This is a genomic window from Streptomyces sp. NPDC039736 (assembly GCF_055596485.1).
Genome location: NZ_JBVIUQ010000005.1, coordinates 314,970 through 332,321 on the forward strand (window position 1 = coordinate 314,970; position 17,352 = coordinate 332,321).

Below are 17,352 nucleotides of genomic sequence, written 5' to 3' on the forward strand. Positions count from 1 at the left end.
AGAGCCGAGTCTACTTCCCCGCACTGACAGGACCGGGGCTCCGCGGCCCGCCGTGCGGCGGTTCGGCAGACCGTCCGATCCGCGGGGCACTCAGCGGTACGGTCGTGCGTTGGACGGGAGGACGGTTGCCCCCGGCGCCCGTCCGACCCGTCCCCGCAAGCACGTGAACGCCCGCACCAGGAGGCCCGGCGATGTCGGTTCCGCAGACAGCAGCCACCCAGCGCGGCGAGGAGATCCTCGCCGTGTTCGACACCGCCTTCGGCCAGCTCCTCGCTGCCGACCCGGCGGCCTTCCGGGTCAAGTTCCGCAAGATGGCCGCCTCCGCCTTCGCCTTCTACCGGGGCGCGGCGGGCCTCTTCTACGCCGACCAGGAGCGCGAGCAGCACGCCGGCCCCTACCTGGACGAGCGGACCAGCCGGGTGTGGATCCACGGCGACCTGCACGCGGAGAACTTCGGCACGTACATGGACGCCGAAGGCCGCCTGATCTTCAACGTCAACGACTTCGACGAGGCGTACGTCGGCCCCTTCCTCTGGGACCTCAAGCGCTTCGCCGCCTCGATCGCCCTCATCGGCTACCAGAAGGCGCTCGGTGACGCGCAGATCGGCGACCTGGTCCGGGTGTACGCGGCCGCCTACCGCGAGCGCGTCCACCAGCTCGCCACCGGCGCCAAGAACGACGAGGTGCCGCCGTTCACCCTGGACACGGCCGAGGGCCCGCTGCTGGACGCCCTGCGCGACGCCCGGCGGCTGACCCGGTTCTCGCTCCTCGACTCGATGACGGAGATCCGCGACTTCGAGCGCCGCTTCGCCTCCGGCGGCGGCGCCGTCGACCTGGACGCCGCCACCCGCTACAAGGTGCTGGCCGCCTTCGACGGCTACCTGGAGACGCTCCCGGAGTCCTCGCTGACCCGCCCCGACTCGTACCGCGTGAAGGACGTGGTCGGACGCCGCGGCATCGGCATCGGCTCGGCTGGCCTGCCCTCGTACAACATCCTCCTGGAGGGCAACAGCGACGCCCTGGAGAACGATGTGATCATCTACATGAAGCAGGGCCAGACCCCGGCGGTCTCCCGGCACGTCACCGACTCCGCCGTGCGCGAGTACTTCCAGCACGAGGGCCACCGCACGGTCATCTCGCAGCGCGCCCTGCAGGTGAACGCCGACCCGTGGCTGGGCTGGACCGAGCTGGACGGGCAGGGCCAGCTCGTCGCCGAGGTGTCGCCGTACGCGGTGGACCTGAACTGGTCGGACATCGACGAGCCCGCCGAGATCGCGGCCGTCGTCGCCGACCTGGGCCGGGCGACCGCCACCATGCACTCGGCGGCCGACGACGAGAGCGGGCACTCGCTGGTGCCGTTCTCCACCGAGCGGGCCATCGACGCGGCGATCGCCGCCGACGAGGACGGCTTCGGCGAGCTGCTGGTGGACTTCGCGCACAGCTACGGGGCGCGCGCCCGCGCCGACCACCAGATCTTCGTGGACCTGTTCCGCAACGGTCGCATCACGGGTCTCTGATCCTTAGAAGGCCCTTACGAGGGCTCGTGGCAGACTCATTCACGATGGGCATAACCAGGACTCCGCTTCGCACCCTGCGGGCAGCGCTCTTCACGGCGGTCGTCGTGACGCTGTCCGTGGGTTCGCACGTGCTGCTGTCCGGAGTCCCGCTGCCGCCGCTCACGGTCGTCGCCCTCGGCGCGGCCGTGTTCGGCCTCGCGTACGCGCTCGCCGGGCGGGAACGCGGCTTCGGTCCGATCGCCGCCCTGCTGGTGCCGCTGGAGCTGGCGGCGGACACCCTCTTCACCACCGGGCAGCACGTCTGTTACGGGCCGTCCGGCGGTCCCGTCGCCGGTGCGCTGCGCTCCGTCGGGCTCGACGTGCTGTGCGGCGGCACCCCGGTCGGCGCCCCGTTCGTCCACACCGGCACGAAGGAACGCCTGAGCGTCCTGCTGGCCTCGCCCGACCCCGCGCTGCCCTGGCTGCTGCTCGGGGCGCACCTGGCGGTCGGGCTGCTGGCCGCGCTGTGGCTGCGGCGCGGCGAGGCGGCGCTGGCCGGGCTGCTGCGCACGGCCGGCTGCCTGGCGTTCCGGCCGCTGCTGTTCGCGGTGGCCTCGGTGGCGGGATTCTTCCTCGTACGGGGCCCCGCGCGTCCGGCGGCCCGCCGGGAGGCGGCGGCCGCGCTGCTGCGCACCCGGCACCTCGTGCACTCCGTGGGGCGGCGCGGCCCGCCCGCCGCCGGGTTCTCCCCCGCCGCCTGAGCCGCACCCGGCCCGGCGCACCCCCACCCGGCACGTCAGTACCCACGGAGTGAAACGATCATGAGTGCACGCAACAACCAGGCGAACAAGGCAGCGGCCCGCGAGCGGCTGAAGGCGGAGCGCGAGCGGCAGGCGAAGAAGGACAAGACCAAGCGCCAGCTCGTGGTCGCCGGGTCGGTCGTGGCCGTCCTCGCGATCGCCGGCGGCGTCGGCTACTTCGTCGTCCAGGCCAACAAGCCGAAGGCCTGGGAGGCCGCCGCGGAGGTGGCCAAGGACGGCTCGGTCACCAAGCCCGCCCACACCACCGGCGCCGACGGCACCACCGTCGTCATCGGCAAGGCCGACGCCAAGAAGACCCTGGAGCTGTACGAGGACCCGCGCTGCCCGAGCTGCGCCGCCTTCGAGCAGGCCAACGGCGAGCAGATCAAGAAGGACGTCGACGCGGGCAAGTACAAGGTCCAGTACGTCGGCGCGACCTTCATCGACAACATGGCCGGCGGCGAGGGCTCCAAGAACGCCACCAGCGCGCTGGGCGCCGCGCTGAACGTGAGCGGCGAGGCCTTCCTGGAGTACAAGGGCAAGCTGTACGCGCAGGCCAACCACCCCGACGAGCGCGACGACAAGTTCGGCGACGACAGCTACCTGATCAAGATCGCCGACCAGGTGCCCGCCCTGAAGGGCAACAAGAAGTTCCAGGACGCGGTCAAGGCCGGCACCTTCGACCCCTGGGCGCTGAAGATGTCGCAGAAGTTCGACGCCAGCGGCATCAAGGGCACGCCGACGCTGAAGATGGACGGCAAGGCCGTCGTCAAGGAGGGCACCGAGGCCGCCCCGATGGCCCCGGCGGACTTCCAGGCGGCGCTGGAGAAGGCCCTGAAGGCCTGACGCTCCGTCACACCGCGCCCGGCGCCTGCCCGACGGGCGGGCAGCGGGTGGGCGAAACCTTTCTGTTTCGCCCACCCGAAGGCCTTGCCGATCCGTAATGTGATCGCCCGTGACCAGTCAACTCACTCCTGCCACGGGCGTCTCCTCCGCCTCCGGGTCCCCGTCCCGCCGCACGGCCCTGAAGGCCGCGGCCGCCGCGGCGCTCGCCGCGCCCGCCCTCACCGCGGCGGCCGCCCACGCGGCCCCGGCCGCCCCCGCCTTCCTGCACGGCGTGGCCTCCGGCGACCCGCTGCCCGACGGCGTCCTGCTCTGGACCCGTGTCACGCCCACGCCCGGGGCCACGCCCGGCTCCGGTCTCGGCCCGGACGTCGCGGTGGCCTGGGAGGTCGCGGAGGACCAGGCGTTCGCCCGGGTCGTCGCCCGGGGGACGACGACCGCGAGTGCCGCCGCCGACCACACGGTCAAGGCCGACGTAAGGGGCTTGCGCCAGGCGACCGACTATTACTTCCGCTTCTCCTGCGGCGACGTCCGCTCCCCCGCCGCCCGCACCCGCACCACCCCGGCCACCGAGTCCGCCGTCGCGGGCGTGCGCTTCGGCGTGGTCTCCTGCGCCAACTGGGAGGCGGGCTACTTCTCCGCGTACCGCCACCTCGCGGCCCGCCCGGACCTGGACGCGGTCCTGCACCTCGGCGACTACCTCTACGAGTACGCCACCGGCGCCTACCCGAAGCCGAAGCACGTCGTCCGCCCGCACATGCCGCGGCACGAGACCGTCACCCTCGCCGACTACCGCCTGCGGCACGGCACGTACAAGACCGACCCCGACCTCCAGGCCCTGCACCACCGGCACCCGGTCGTCGCGATCTGGGACGACCACGAGTTCGCCGACAACGCCTTCCCCGGCGGCGCGACGAACCACACCCCCGGCGCCGAGGGCGACTGGCCGGCCCGGATGGCCGCCGCCAAGCAGGCCTACTTCGAGTGGATGCCGGTACGCGCCTCCACCGCCGGCACCGTCCACCGCCACCTGCGCTGGGGCAGGCTGGCCGACCTGCACCTGCTCGACCTGCGGTCCTTCCGTACCGAACAGGTCTCCGTCGGCAGCGGCAAGGTGGACGACCCGGACCGCACGATCACCGGCCGCGCCCAGTTGGACTGGCTGAAGTCGGGGCTGGCCGCCTCCGACGCCTCCTGGAAGCTGGTCGGCACCTCGGTGATGATCTCGCCGGTGGCCTTCGGCTCGGTGCCCGCGCACCTCCTCGGGCCCGTCGCCGAGCTCGTCGGCCTGCCCAAGGAGGGCATCGCCGTCAACACCGACCAGTGGGACGGCTACACGGACGACCGCAAGGAGCTGATCGGCCACCTCAAGGACCGGGGGATCTCCAACACGGTCTTCCTCACCGGCGACATCCACATGGCCTGGGCCAACGACGTGCCGGTGAAGGCCGCCACCTACCCGGCCTCGGGCTCGGCGGGCGTCGAGTTCGTGGTGACCTCGGTGACCTCCGACAACCTGGACGACATGCTGCGTGTCGCCCCGCAGACCCTGTCGCCCGCGGCGGGCACCGCGGTCAGGGCCGCCAACCGCCATGTGAAGTACGTCGACATGGACTCGCACGGCTACGGCGTCCTGGACGTGCGGCCCGAGCACGCGCAGATGGACTACTACGCGGTGTCCGACAAGACCCGCCGGGACGCGAGCAGTTCGTGGCGCAGGTCCTACCGGACCCGTTCGGGAACTCAGGCGGTGGAGAGGGTGCACCAGCCCGTACGCTGAGCCGCATGACTGGGGGCGCGGCGCACGGGGCCGACGGGCCGGGACGGATCGTCGACGGCCGGTTCGAACTGCTGGAACGGCTGGGCAGCGGCGGGATGGGCACCGTGTGGCGGGCCCGTGACCTGGCACTGGAGCGCGAGGTGGCGCTCAAGGAGGTCCGCCCGCCCGATCCGGCCCTGGCCGCCGCCGACCCCACGGCCTCGCGCCACCTGCGGCTGCGGGTGCTGCGCGAGGCGCGGGCGCTGGCCAGGATCAGCCACCCCAACGTGGTGACCATCCACCACATCGTGGACGGCGCGGGGCCCGCGGCCGACGCGGCGGCCGGGGCGGCGCACCCGTGGCTGGTGATGGAGCTGCTGCCGGGCCGCAGCCTCCAGGAGCACCTGGCCCGGGGCCCGCTGGACTTCCGCACGGCGGCCCGGCTGGGCCGCGGCGTCCTGGCCGGGCTGCGCGCCGCGCACGCCGCCGGAATCCACCACCGGGACGTCAAACCGGCGAACGTGATGCTGCGGCCCGACGGCACCGCCGTCCTCACCGACTTCGGCATCGCCGCGCTCGCCGGGGCGTCCCCGCTGACCCTGACCGGCGAGTTCGTCGGCTCGCCCGAGTACATCGCGCCGGAACGGGTGCGGGGCGCCGAGGACGCCGCGTCCGCCGACCTCTGGTCGCTGGGCATGCTGCTGTACGTGGCCGTGGAGGGCCGCAGTCCGATGCGCCGGGACAGCACCCTGGCCACGCTGGCCGCCGTACTGGACGACCCGGTGCCGCCGCCCCGCCTGGCCGGGCCGCTGGGCCCCGTGCTGGCCGGGGTGCTGGTGCGGGATCCGGCGGCACGCCCGGACGGGGCCCGGCTGGACGCGCTGCTGGCCGCGGTCGAGTCGGGCGGCGGGGCCGGGGCGGGTGCCGCCGCCGGGCCGACCCCGACGGTGCTGGACGGGCGCGTGCCGCCGCCGCCGGGAGGAGGGCCGGGTGTGCCGCCGCCTCCCCCGGGCGGCCCGGACACGTACCCGACCGTGCCGAGGGGCGCCGGCCCGGACGCCGCGACCTCGGGGGCGGGCCGGCTGCCGCCCGGGCACACCGGGAAGCCGTCGACGCGGCCCCGGACCACCGGCCGGAACCGGCGCGGGGTGGCGGCGGTCGTCGGCGCGGTCCTCGCGCTGGGGCTGGTGGCGGGCGGAACGTACGTGCTGGCAGGCGGGGAACGGGACCCGGTCGCCCCGGTACTGGGGGCGAGCGGCGCACCGGCCGCCTCGGGCAGCTCCGGCTCCGGCGCGTCCCCCTCGGGCACCCCGGCCGGCTCCGGCGCGTCCGCCGCACTCCCGCCGTCGCCCGCACCGACGCCCAGCACCTCCAGGCCCCCCGCCGAGCCGCCCCCGCCGCCCCCGCCGTCCACGCCCCCGAGCGCGCCGCCCGCCGGGCCGGGCGGCACCTGGGTCGCGCAGTTGCACTCCGAACCCGTCTCGACGGGCCGACGCGGCCTGGACCGCAGCCTGGCGCGGACAAGGGCCCAGGTGCCGGACGCCCGGGTCCTGCTGAGCGACGACTACGCGTCCCTGAACCCGGGTTACCGGGTGATCTACGCGCCGGGCCCCTTCGAGAGCGGCCGGGCGGCCCTCGCGTACTGCGCCCTGCGCGGCCGCACCACCGCGAACAGTTGCGTGGGCCGCTGGATCAGCGACGACCGGGCGGACCGCGGCTACCTCTGCCAACCCCCCGCGAGCAGCCCGCGGGGCCGCTGCACCCGGGACTGAGCAGTGCCTACAGCGTCGCCAGGAAGCCCACCGCGATCTTCCATGCCTGCTCGGCTGCGGCCTGGTCGAAGTCGGGCAGCCCGGCGTCCGTGAAGAGGTGCCCGGCCCCGGCGTACCGGTAGATCTCGACGTCCGCCCCGGCCCGCTGCATCTGGAGGTACCAGGCGTTCAGCCAGTCGTCGGACTCGAAGGGGTCGGGGTCGGCGATGTGCAGTTGTACGGGCAGTTCGTCGACGGTCGTGCCCTCCGCGAGGTCCGACGTACCGTGCAGGAGCAGCAGCCCGCGCGCCTTCTCGTCGCCCAGCGCGAGGTTCTGCGCGACCGCGCCGCCCCACGAGAAACCGGCGTACACCAGGCCCTTCTCGGAGTGCGGGGCCGCGGCCTGCACGGCCCGGCGCAGCAGTTCCTCGCGGCCGATCCGGTCCAGGACGGCCTGGCCCTCCTCGACGGTCCCGGCCGTTTGACCTTCGTAGAGGTCGGGCACGTGCACCTGGTGCCCGGAAGCGCGCAACCGTTCGGCGGCGGCGTGCACGGCCGGGCGCAGACCGTAGACGGAGTGGAAAAGAATGATGTCCATTCCGTCCATCCTGCCACCAGCGCCGGAGTCACGAATTCATGGAGAACGCACTGCGTCCGTTGATCGTGCTGGGCGGCTCGGTCGTACTCACCTTGTTCGTCGGCTGGATCGTCGACGTGGTGCTGCGCCGGGCCGACGCCCGACACCACGAGACCCCCCTGTGGGGACTGCTGCGCCGTTGCCGGCCACCCCTGATGGTCGTGCTGCTCACCGCCCTGCTGCGCGGCGCGTACGACCAGACCAGGATCGAGCTCATCGAGGAGCACGAGGCGGGCATAGGCCAGGTCCTGTCCCTCGTCCTCATCGCGGCCACGGCGTGGCTCATCGTGCGGGTCGCGTCCACCGTCGTCGAGTCGTCGTACGCCCGCTACGCCTCCCTCTCCCGGGACGCCGCGCGGGTGCGGCGCGTGCGCACCCAGGTCACCCTCATCATGCGGATCGTGACGGCCGTCGTGGCCGTGGTCGCCGTCGCCGCCATGCTCATGACCTTCCCGAACATGCAGGCCATCGGGAAGTCGGTGCTTGCCTCGGCGGGAATCATCGGAATCGTCGCCGGTGTCGCCGCGCAGTCCACCCTGGGCAACCTCTTCGCGGGTTTCCAGATCGCGTTCGGCGACATGGTGCGGCTCGGCGACACCGTGGTCGTGGACGGCGAGTGGGGCGTGGTCGAGGAGGTCACCCTGACCTTCCTGGCCGTGCGCACCTGGGACGAGCGCCGCATCACCATGCCGGTCTCGTACTTCACCAGCAAGCCCTTCGAGAACTGGTCGCGCGGCGGCGCGCAGATGACCGGCACGGTCTTCTTCCAGCTCGACCACCACGCCCCGGTGGCCGAGATGCGCGACAAGCTCCGCGAGATCCTCAGCTCCACCCCGTCCTGGGACGGCCGCGACTGGAGCCTGGCGGTGACGGGCACCACCCCGAACACCATGGAGATACGGGTGGTGGTCACCGCGAAGGACGCCGACGACATCTGGACGGTGCGCTGCGCGGTCCGCGAGCAGATGATCAGCTGGCTGTGCGCGCACCACCCGTACGCCCTCCCCAAGGTCAGCACCGCGGAGGCGGTCCCGCCCCCGGGCGACCAGTGGCCGTCCCGCGCCTCCTCGAACGGCCGGGCCCCGCGCCCCGAGGAGATCCACACCAACAACGCGGACATCCGCACCGACGACGACGCCCCGGCCCCCGGCGCCCGTGGCGCGGCGGCCCGCCGCACCACGGCGGCCCCGGCCCCCGCCCCCGACCCCGCCCTCCCCCACACAGGCCGCGGCTGACCCCCACAGAGCACCGCCCCGTCGGGCAGCGCAGTCCCCCGCCCCCTTGACCGGCCCCACCCCCGCCTCGCCCCCTTGGGCGACGGGGGCACCCCCTGCTCGAACGAAGCCGAGACCTTGGGGGAGGGCGGGCAAGGGGGCGGCCCCTCCCGCTCCCGGCCCACCCCGGAACGCCCCCGCCCGGCCCGGCCGCACACCCGGGCGCCCCCGTACCCTGCCCTACCTCATACTGCGCAGATCCAACTGGTGCAGCACCCGGTCCACCACCTCCGGATCCACCCCCGCCTCGTTCCGCGCCGCCAGCACCTCGTGCCGCGCCGCCGACATCATCTCCCGCTGAATCCGCATCACGGCCTTCAGCCGTTCCGCCCGCGACGCGTACGCCTCCCGCCGCTCCTCGTCCACGATGTCCGGGCTGATCCGCGCCCCGATGTCGAACGCCCCGCGCTGCAACCGCTCCGACACCTCCTCCGGCAGCTCCTCGACCTCCTCGATCTCCTTGAGCCGCCGCCGGGCCGCCTTCGCCGCCCGCACCGCGAGCGTGTGCTCCAGCTCCCGCTCGGCGTCGGAGTCCGCCCGCACCCCGAGCTTGCGCACCAGCCACGGCAGGGTCAGCCCCTGGAAGACCAGCGTCGTCATGATCACGCAGAACGCGACGAAGAGGATCTCGTCCCGCGCCGGGAACGGCTCCCCCGACTCCGTCTTCAGCGGAATCGCGAGCACCAGCGCCACCGACGCCACCCCGCGCATCCCCGCCCACCACATGACGACGGTCTCCCGCCAGGACACCGGGATGTCCTCGTCCACGTCCCGCCGCTTGTGCAGCCGCTTCGCCAGCCAGGTCGCCGGCAGCAGCCACAGCAGCCGCACTCCGACCACCACGACCACCACGACCGCGCCCCACCCCAGCATCTCCCCGAACCGCCCGTCGGCGAGCCCGAAGACGCTGTGCAGCTCCAGCCCGATGAGCCCGAAGGCGACGCCCGTCACGAGCGTGTCCACGACCTGCCAGAAGGTCTGCCCGGCCAGCCGGCCCTGCACGTCGTCCGCGTCGACCGCGTGGGACGCGAGGTACAGGGCCGACGTGAGCACCGCCAGCACGCCCGACCCCATGAACTCCTCCGCCAACACGTAGCTGACGAACGGCACCAACAGCGTCAGCCCGATCTGCAGGGTCGCGTCCCCCAGCAGCCCCATCAGCTTGTTGCTGGCCCAGCCGAGCCCGCCCCCGACCACCACGGCGACGACGGCCGACAGCACCAGTTCCCCCATCGCTGCGGGCCAGGAGAACGTCCCGCTGACCGCCGCGCCGATCGCCACGTGGTACAGCACGATCGCCGTGACGTCGTTGAACAGCCCCTCCCCCTCCAGGATCGACACGAGCCGCCGGGGCAGCCCCAGGGACCCGGCCACCGCGGTGGCGGCCACGGGGTCCGGCGGCGCCACCAGCGCCCCCAGCGCGACGGCGGCGGCGATCGGCAGCCCCGGCACGACCGCGTGCGCGACGGCCGCCACGGCCGCCGTCGTCACGAACACCAGGGCCACGGCCAGCAGCAGGATGGGCCGGAAGTTGGCGGTGAACTGCCGCCAGGACGTCCGCTGCACGGCGGCGTACAACAGCGGCGGCAGCACCAGCGGAAGGATGTACTCCGGCGGGATGTCCGGATTGGGGACGAACGGGATCAGCGCCAGCACGACGCCCGCCAGCGTCATCAGCACCGGCGCGGGCAGTCCCAGCCGCTCCCCCAGCGGTACGGAGACCACGGCCCCGAGCAGCAGCACGAACAACAGAGCCAGCTGATCCACGGGTACGCCTCCGGAGTGAACGATCAAGACCCCCAGCGTGCCACGAACCCCTCAAACCGGCACAGACGACCCCCGCGCGGCACAGCAGAACCTCCGGCCGGCGCGGGCTCCCCTACGGCAGCGCGCGCCGCATCCCGCGGTGGTCGATCCCCGCGTCCGGGAACACCGGCCCGTAGGCCGTGTACCCCAGCCGTTCGTAGAACCCGAGCGCCTGCGTCTGCGCGTGCAGATCGACCGCGGTCAGCCCGAGCTCCCGCGCCGCCGCCTCGATCCCCCGCACGAGCGCCGCCCCGACCCCGAGCCCCCGGGCGGCCGCACTCACCGCGAGGCGGCCCAGCGAGCCCACTTCGGGGCCCGCGCCGGTCTTCCCGGCCGCGTCCGCCCCGTACAGCAGCCGTCCGGTCCCCAGCGCAGTGCCGTCCCGGCCGACCGCCAGGACGTGCACCGCGGTGGCGTCGTACGCGTCGTACTCCAGCTCCGCGGGCACCTCCTGCTCGACCACGAAGACCTCCTTGCGCACCGCGAAGCACGCCTCCAGGTCCTCGGGCCCCTCGGCCACCCGCACCGCGAACGGCACGCGCGGCCCGTCCTGGGAGCTCATTCGCTCTCCGCCCGGATCACATCCAGCGCGTGCTGGAGGTCCGCCGGGTACGCGCTCTCGAACTCGACCCAGTCGCCGCTGCCCGGGTGCGTGAACCCGAGCCGCACGGCGTGCAGCCACTGCCGGGTCAGGCCGAGCCGCTTGGCGATCGTGGGGTCCGCGCCGTACGTCGTGTCGCCGACGCAGGGGTGGCGGTGGGCGGACATGTGCACCCGGATCTGGTGGGTGCGCCCCGTCTCCAGCTTGATGTCCAGCAGCGAGGCGGCGCGGAAGGCCTCGATGAGGTCGTAGTGCGTCACCGACGGCTTGCCCTCGGCGACGACGGCCCACTTGTAGTCGTGGTTCGGGTGCCGGCCGATCGGCGCGTCGATCGTCCCGCTCATCGGGTCCGGGTGTCCCTGCACCAGCGCGTGGTAGCGCTTGTCCACGGTCCGCTCGCGGAACTGCTGCTTGAGCGAGGTGTACGCGCGCTCCGACTTGGCGACGGCCATCAGCCCCGACGTACCGACGTCGAGCCGGTGCACGATGCCCTGGCGCTCGGCGGCGCCCGAGGTCGAGATCCGGTACCCGGCGGCGGCCAGTCCGCCGATCACGGTCGTACCGGTCCAGCCGGGGCTGGGGTGGGCGGCGACCCCGACCGGCTTCACGATCACGAGCACGTCGTCGTCGTCATGGATGATCTCCATGCCCTCGACGGGCTCGGCGACGATCTGGACGGGGGAGGCGGGGGCGGGCATCTCGACCTCCAGCCAGGCCCCGCCGTGCACGCGCTCGGACTTCCCGACCACCGAGCCGTCGACCTGGACCTTTCCGGCAGCGGCGAGCTCGGCCGCCTTGGTCCGGGAGAACCCGAACATCCGGGAAATGGCGGCGTCGACGCGCTCGCCCTCAAGGCCATCGGGAACGGGCAGGGTGCGGATCTCGGGAATCGTACTCACCCGTCGAGTATGCAGGACCGCACCGGCAAGCCCTTACCGCACGGGCCCCGCCTCAGCTCTTGTGGACGGTCCCGTCCGGGTCCAGGCCCTTGAACGACAGGATCACGATCAGGATCCCGCCGCACACGACGGCGGAGTCGGCCAGATTGAACACCGCGAAGTGCGCGGGCGCGATGAAGTCGACGACCGCCCCCTCCAGGAATCCGGGCGTACGGAAGATCCGGTCGGTGAGATTGCCGAGCGCACCGCCGAGCAGCAGCCCGAGCGCGATGGCCCACGGCGTGCTGTAGAGCTTGCGGGCGAGCCGGGCGATCACCACGATCACCGAGGCCGCGATGACGGTGAAGACGATCGTGTACGCCTCGCCGATGCCGAACGCGGCACCCGGGTTGCGGATCGCCCGGAACTGCAACAGCTCGCCGATCACGTTGATCGTCCTGCCGCTGGGCTCCAGCTCCGCCACGACGAGGAGCTTGCTGCCGAGGTCGAGCGCGTACGCGATCAGCGCGATGATCAGGAGCATCGGCAGCTTCCGCTTGATCCGGCCGACAACGGTGGCCCCGCCCTCGGCCGACTCCTCGCTCACACCGGCCTCTTCGTCGTCCGGCGTACCGATGATGCGCTCCGCCTCTGCCACGTCAGTCCCTCGCCCTCGTACCCGATTGCCACGAGACTACGGCACAGCCGTACGCCCCCCACTGCCTCGGGACCCCGCGGGCCGCCTTCCGCGCTCCCCCGCGCGCCCCCGGGGCGCCGGACGCCCGTCCGAGGGGGTCCGGGCCCGTCCGCGCACCTCCGCCTAGTACCGGCGCTCCTGCTTCTGCTTGCACTCGACGCACAACGTCGCCCGGGGAAACGCCTGCACCCGCGCCTTGCCGATCGGCTTCCCGCAGTTCTCGCAGACCCCGTACGTCCCCGCGTCCAGCCGGTCGCGGGCCCGTTCCGTCTGCTCCAGCATCTCCCGGGCGTTCGCCGCCAGGGACATCTCGTGCTCACGGGTCATGTTCTTCGTACCGGTGTCCGCGTCGTCGTCCCCCGCGCTGTCCGCCGCGGAGTCGCGCATCAGCCCGCTCAGCGCCTCCTCCGCGGAGGCGATCTCGGCCCGCAGCCGCAGGACCTCGCCGTCCAGTTCGGCCCGCGCCTCGGCGATCTCGTCCGGCGTCCAGGGGTCCTCCCCCGGCCGGACGGCCAGTTGCCCCGGCACCACGGCCGTCGTGGCGCGGGCCTGCGGCACCGCCTTGGTGCCGGCCGTCGCCGCTGAGCCCGGGCTCTTCTTCGCTACCACCGTCTCGGCTCCTGTCTGTGCGGCCTGCGCCGCCCCCTCGGCCGCGGACGCGGCCTGCTTCCCGGAGACCGCGGCCAGCTCCGCGGTCTCCGGCCCGTCGGCGGCGGCCGGGCCGGCCGCCGCCTTCTTCCCGGCCGCTTTCCTCGCCGCCGTCTTCGTCACCGCGCTCTTCTTCGCCGTGCTCTGCTTCACCGCACTCTTCTTCGCCGTGCCCTTCTTCGGCGCCGCCTCCTTGGCGGGCGCCTCCTCGGCGCCGGGCTCCCCGGCGGCAGTCACCTCGGCCGCGGCCTCCTTCACCGCGGCCTTCTTCACCGCCGCCTTCTTCGCCGCCGCCTTCTTCACCGGTGCCGAGGCCTTCTTGGCAGCCGCCTTCTGGGCCGGAGCCTTCTTCGCGGCACTCTCGGCACCCCGGGTCTTGTCAGCCACCATGGCCGCGGCCCCTTCACATTTTGTGATCTTGCACGCGCATCGTGCTGGGACGATAAATCGACCCCAACGCCGCGGCAACGGGGCACGCCGCCGATTTCGCCCTCCCCCCACCGCTCCCCGACGAACCTGCAACCGTTGTGCCCAGCTCTCCGCCGGGTAATCGCCCCCGGGAACCGGCCCCCGAGCCCGTTCGCCCCCGTATGCCCATTCGGGTCACCCCGGCCCCCGGCGCGGACCCCGCCCGCCTGCCCGCGGAAACCGGTGAGCCGCCCCGCACCCCGCCCCGTACACTGGCCCCAGCGAAAGGCATGGATGGGGCCGAGTAGCGCCGCACGCAGCCATGAGCGACCCGGGGACGGTGAGAGCCCGGGGGCGAGCACGGCGTGAAGCATCACCCCGGAGCCGCCGGAAGAAATCCCGCGCACGAACGGCGGGCGAGTAGACCCGGCATCGCGCCCCTAATGAGGGGGCCGCGGACGCACGTCGTCCGGGGCCAAGGAGGGTGGTACCGCGGGAGCAGCACGATCGCTCTCGTCCCTCCGACGGAAGCCACCAGTCCGCCGGAGGAAGAGCGCCCGATGACACCGCCGCAGTACAACCCGGTCCCCGCGCAGGTCGACCTGCCCGCCCTCGAGCACGCCGTGCTGGAGTTCTGGGAGCAGGCCAAGGTCTTCACCAAGTCCCTCGAAGCGTCCGACGGCCGCCCCGAGTGGGTCTTCTACGAGGGCCCGCCGACCGCCAACGGCATGCCCGGCGCCCACCACATCGAGGCCCGCGTCTTCAAGGACGTCTTCCCCCGCTTCCGCACCATGCAGGGCTACCACGTCGGTCGCAAGGCCGGCTGGGACTGCCACGGCCTCCCGGTCGAGCTGGCGGTCGAGAAGGAACTCGGCTTCAGCGGCAAGCAGGACATCGAGAACTACGGCATCGCCGCGTTCAACGACAAGTGCCGCGAGTCCGTCACCCGCCACACCGACGCCTTCGCCGAGCTGACCCGGCGCATGGGCTACTGGGTGGACCTGGACGACGCGTACCGCACGATGGACCCCGAGTACGTCGAGTCCGTCTGGTGGTCCCTGAAGGAGATCTTCAACAAGGGCCTCCTCACCCAGGACTACCGGGTCGCCCCCTGGTGCCCCCGCTGCGGCACCGGCCTCTCCGACCACGAGCTGGCGCAGGGGTACGAGACGGTCGTCGACCCCTCGGTCTTCGTCCGCTTCCCCCTGACCGGCGGCCCCCTCGCGGGCGAGGCCGCGCTGCTGGTCTGGACGACCACCCCCTGGACGCTGGTCTCCAACACGGCCGTCGCCGCGCACCCGACGGTCCGTTACGTCGTCGCCACCGACGGCGAGGAGAAGCTCGTCGTCGCCGAGCCGCTGCTCGAGAAGGCCCTCGGCGAGGGCTGGACGGCCACCGGCGAGTCCTTCACCGGCGCCGAGATGGAGCGCTGGACCTACCAGCGCCCCTTCGACCTGGTCGAGTTCCCCTCCGAGGCCCACTACATCGTCAACGCCGACTACGTCACCACCGAGGACGGCACCGGCCTCGTCCACCAGTCCCCCGCCTTCGGCGCCGACGACCTCCTGGTCTGCAAGGCGTACGGACTGCCGGTCGTGAACCCGGTCCGCCCCGACGGCACCTTCGAGGAGGACGTCCCGCTCGTCGGCGGCGTCTTCTTCAAGAAGGCCGACGAGAAGCTCACCGAGGACCTGGCCGCCCGCGGCCTGCTCTTCCGCCACGTGCCGTACGAGCACAGCTACCCGCACTGCTGGCGCTGCCACACGGCGCTCCTCTACTACGCGCAGCCGTCCTGGTACGTGCGCACCACCGCCGTCAAGGACCGTCTCCTCGAAGAGAACGAGAAGACCAACTGGTACCCGGACACCGTCAAGCACGGCCGCTTCGGCGACTGGCTGAACAACAACATCGACTGGGCCCTGTCCCGCAACCGCTACTGGGGCACCCCGCTGCCCATCTGGCGCTGCGAGGACGACCACCTCACCTGCGTCGGCTCCCGCGCCGAACTCTCCGAGCTGTCCGGCCGTGACCAGTCCGCCCTGGACCCGCACCGCCCGTACATCGACGACGTCACCTTCCCCTGCACGCACGAGGGTTGCGCCCTGACGGCCACCCGCGTGCCCGAGGTCATCGACGCCTGGTACGACTCGGGCTCCATGCCGTTCGCGCAGTGGGGCTACCCGTACAAGAACAAGGAGATCTTCGAGAAGCGCTACCCGGCGCAGTTCATCTCCGAGGCCATCGACCAGACGCGCGGCTGGTTCTACACCCTGATGGCGATCGGCACGCTGGTCTTCGACAAGTCGAGTTACGAGAACGTCGTCTGCCTCGGCCACATCCTCGCCGAGGACGGCCGCAAGATGTCCAAGCACCTGGGCAACATCCTCCAGCCCATCCCGCTGATGGACCAGCACGGCGCGGACGCCGTGCGGTGGTTCATGGCGGCCGGCGGCTCCCCGTGGGCGGCCCGCCGGGTCGGCCACGGCACCATCCAGGAAGTCGTCCGCAAGACGCTCCTGACGTACTGGAACACGGTTGCCTTCCAGGCCCTGTACGCCCGTACGTCCGCCTGGGCGCCCAGCGCCGCCGACCCGGCCCCCGCCGAGCGCACGGTCCTGGACCGCTGGCTCCTGTCCGAGCTGAACGCGCTGGTCGACCAGGTCACGCAGGCCATGGAGTCGTACGACACCCAGCGCGCGGGCAAGCTCCTGTCGGCCTTCGTGGACGACCTGTCCAACTGGTACGTCCGCCGCTCGCGGCGCCGCTTCTGGCAGGGCGACAAGGCCGCGCTGCGCACGCTGCACGAGGTCGTGGAGACCGTCACGCGGCTCATGGCCCCGCTGACCCCCTTCATCACCGAGCGGGTCTGGCAGGACATGGTCGTGCCGGTGACCCCGGACGCCCCGGAGTCCGTCCACCTCTCCTCCTGGCCGAAGGCCGACCTCGCCGCGATCGACCCGGCCCTCTCCACGCAGATGGCGCTGGTACGCCGGCTGGTCGAGCTGGGCCGGGCCACGCGCGCCGAGTCGGGCGTCAAGACCCGCCAGCCGCTGTCCCGCGCCCTGGTGGCGGCTTCCGGTTTCTCGGGGCTCTCCCCCGAACTCCAGGCGCAGATCACCGAGGAGCTGAACGTCAGCTCCCTCGCTTCCCTCTCCGCCGACCCCACTGATGAGCGGGGCGGCGGTTCGCTGGTCGACACCACCGCCAAGGCCAACTTCCGGGCGCTGGGCAAGCGGTTCGGCAAGGGCGTGCAGGACGTGGCCAAGGCGGTCGCCGCCGCCGACGCCGCCGCGCTCTCCCTCGCCCTGCGCGACGGCGAGGCCCCGCTGGAGGTGAACGGCGAGACGATCCTGCTCACCCCCGAAGAGGTCATCATCACCGAAACCCCCCGCGAGGGCTGGTCGGTGGCCTCCGACTCCGGTGCGACCGTCGCCCTGGACCTGGAGATCACTCCGGAGCTGCGGCGCGCGGGCCTCGCCCGTGACGCGATCCGGCTGATCCAGGAGGCCCGCAAGAACTCGGGGCTGGACGTGGCCGACCGCATCGCCGTCCGCTGGACGTCCACCTCGCCGGAGACGGCGGAGGCGCTGGCCCACCACGCCCCGCTCATCGCCGACGAGGTCCTCGCCACGGACTACGCGGAGGGCTCCCCCGACTCCTCCTACGGCCCCGCGTTCACGGACGAGCCGCTCGCCCTGACCTTCCACCTCCGCAAGGTCTGATCCGCCCGGCGCCCCGAGGGGGGCGGGCCGGA

The 17,352-nt window shown here is 72.8% G+C and carries 13 protein-coding genes; 7 read left to right on the forward strand and 6 right to left on the reverse strand.

The window, feature by feature from the left end; all coding sequences use genetic code 11:
• Positions 1–191 precede the first annotated feature (191 nt).
• From ACZ56L_RS18080 to ACZ56L_RS18100, 5 genes are all read left to right on the forward strand, one after another.
• Positions 192–1,517 (forward strand): DUF2252 domain-containing protein, encoded by a 1,326-nt coding sequence (locus ACZ56L_RS18080; RefSeq protein WP_345223826.1) that lies wholly within the window; start codon positions 192–194, stop codon positions 1,515–1,517.
• 44 nt (positions 1,518–1,561) lie between these two features.
• Positions 1,562–2,257, forward strand: a complete 696-nt coding sequence (locus ACZ56L_RS18085; protein ID WP_345226547.1) for a hypothetical protein — start codon at positions 1,562–1,564, stop codon at positions 2,255–2,257.
• A gap of 60 nt (positions 2,258–2,317) precedes the next feature.
• Positions 2,318–3,142, forward strand: a complete 825-nt coding sequence (locus tag ACZ56L_RS18090; protein WP_471064954.1) for a thioredoxin domain-containing protein — start codon at positions 2,318–2,320, stop codon at positions 3,140–3,142.
• Positions 3,143–3,251: 109 nt separating this feature from the next.
• Positions 3,252–4,919, forward strand: a complete 1,668-nt coding sequence (locus ACZ56L_RS18095; protein WP_471064956.1) for an alkaline phosphatase D family protein — start codon at positions 3,252–3,254, stop codon at positions 4,917–4,919.
• A gap of 5 nt (positions 4,920–4,924) precedes the next feature.
• The gene (locus tag ACZ56L_RS18100; RefSeq protein WP_471064958.1) at positions 4,925–6,670 is read left to right on the forward strand and encodes a serine/threonine-protein kinase; all 1,746 of its coding nucleotides are present in this window, start codon (positions 4,925–4,927) and stop codon (positions 6,668–6,670) included.
• A 7-nt stretch (positions 6,671–6,677) separates the two neighbouring features.
• Here ACZ56L_RS18100 and ACZ56L_RS18105 read toward each other — a convergent pair whose 3' ends face one another.
• On the reverse strand, positions 6,678–7,256 hold the full coding sequence (locus ACZ56L_RS18105; RefSeq protein ID WP_401757583.1) for a dienelactone hydrolase family protein: 579 nt from the start codon (positions 7,254–7,256) through the stop codon (positions 6,678–6,680).
• Positions 7,257–7,285: 29 nt separating this feature from the next.
• Between ACZ56L_RS18105 and ACZ56L_RS18110 the strand changes: the two genes are divergently transcribed.
• Positions 7,286–8,521, forward strand: a complete 1,236-nt coding sequence (locus tag ACZ56L_RS18110) for a mechanosensitive ion channel family protein (protein WP_471064960.1) — start codon at positions 7,286–7,288, stop codon at positions 8,519–8,521.
• A 219-nt stretch (positions 8,522–8,740) separates the two neighbouring features.
• Here the strand turns inward: ACZ56L_RS18110 and ACZ56L_RS18115 are convergent, their stop codons facing one another.
• The 5 genes from ACZ56L_RS18115 to ACZ56L_RS18135 form a co-directional block, all read right to left on the reverse strand.
• A complete protein-coding gene (locus ACZ56L_RS18115) occupies positions 8,741–10,327 on the reverse strand; it encodes a Na+/H+ antiporter (protein WP_345223812.1) in 1,587 nt (528 codons plus the stop codon).
• A 112-nt stretch (positions 10,328–10,439) separates the two neighbouring features.
• On the reverse strand, positions 10,440–10,928 hold the full coding sequence (locus ACZ56L_RS18120; protein ID WP_468683886.1) for a GNAT family N-acetyltransferase: 489 nt from the start codon (positions 10,926–10,928) through the stop codon (positions 10,440–10,442).
• On the reverse strand, positions 10,925–11,866 hold the full coding sequence (locus ACZ56L_RS18125) for an RluA family pseudouridine synthase (protein ID WP_345223807.1): 942 nt from the start codon (positions 11,864–11,866) through the stop codon (positions 10,925–10,927). The genes ACZ56L_RS18120 and ACZ56L_RS18125 overlap by 4 nt, the downstream gene beginning before the upstream one ends.
• 52 nt (positions 11,867–11,918) lie before the next feature.
• Positions 11,919–12,503 carry a signal peptidase II gene (lspA, locus tag ACZ56L_RS18130; protein ID WP_345223806.1) on the reverse strand — a complete coding sequence of 195 codons (585 nt, stop codon included), beginning with the start codon at positions 12,501–12,503 and terminating at the stop codon, positions 11,919–11,921.
• A 162-nt stretch (positions 12,504–12,665) separates the two neighbouring features.
• The gene (locus tag ACZ56L_RS18135; protein WP_471064963.1) at positions 12,666–13,580 is read right to left on the reverse strand and encodes a TraR/DksA family transcriptional regulator; all 915 of its coding nucleotides are present in this window, start codon (positions 13,578–13,580) and stop codon (positions 12,666–12,668) included.
• Positions 13,581–14,158: 578 nt separating this feature from the next.
• Between ACZ56L_RS18135 and ileS the strand changes: the two genes are divergently transcribed.
• A complete protein-coding gene (gene ileS / locus ACZ56L_RS18140; protein ID WP_345223799.1) occupies positions 14,159–17,320 on the forward strand; it encodes an isoleucine--tRNA ligase in 3,162 nt (1,053 codons plus the stop codon).
• Positions 17,321–17,352 lie beyond the last annotated feature (32 nt).

Bases quoted from the DNA above. Each gene is read 5' to 3' on its own strand.
- ACZ56L_RS18085 (WP_345226547.1), top strand. From the start codon at position 1,562: ATGGGCATAACCAGGACTCCGCTTCGCACCCTGCGGGCAGCGCTCTTC.
- ACZ56L_RS18110 (WP_471064960.1), top strand. From the start codon at position 7,286: ATGGAGAACGCACTGCGTCCGTTGATCGTGCTGGGCGGCTCGGTCGTA.
- ACZ56L_RS18080 (WP_345223826.1), top strand. From the start codon at position 192: ATGTCGGTTCCGCAGACAGCAGCCACCCAGCGCGGCGAGGAGATCCTC.
- ACZ56L_RS18135 (WP_471064963.1), bottom strand. From the start codon at position 13,580: ATGGTGGCTGACAAGACCCGGGGTGCCGAGAGTGCCGCGAAGAAGGCT.
- ACZ56L_RS18120 (WP_468683886.1), bottom strand. From the start codon at position 10,928: ATGAGCTCCCAGGACGGGCCGCGCGTGCCGTTCGCGGTGCGGGTGGCC.
- ACZ56L_RS18090 (WP_471064954.1), top strand. From the start codon at position 2,318: ATGAGTGCACGCAACAACCAGGCGAACAAGGCAGCGGCCCGCGAGCGG.
- ACZ56L_RS18105 (WP_401757583.1), bottom strand. From the start codon at position 7,256: ATGGACGGAATGGACATCATTCTTTTCCACTCCGTCTACGGTCTGCGC.
- ACZ56L_RS18100 (WP_471064958.1), top strand. From the start codon at position 4,925: ATGACTGGGGGCGCGGCGCACGGGGCCGACGGGCCGGGACGGATCGTC.
- ileS (WP_345223799.1), top strand. From the start codon at position 14,159: ATGACACCGCCGCAGTACAACCCGGTCCCCGCGCAGGTCGACCTGCCC.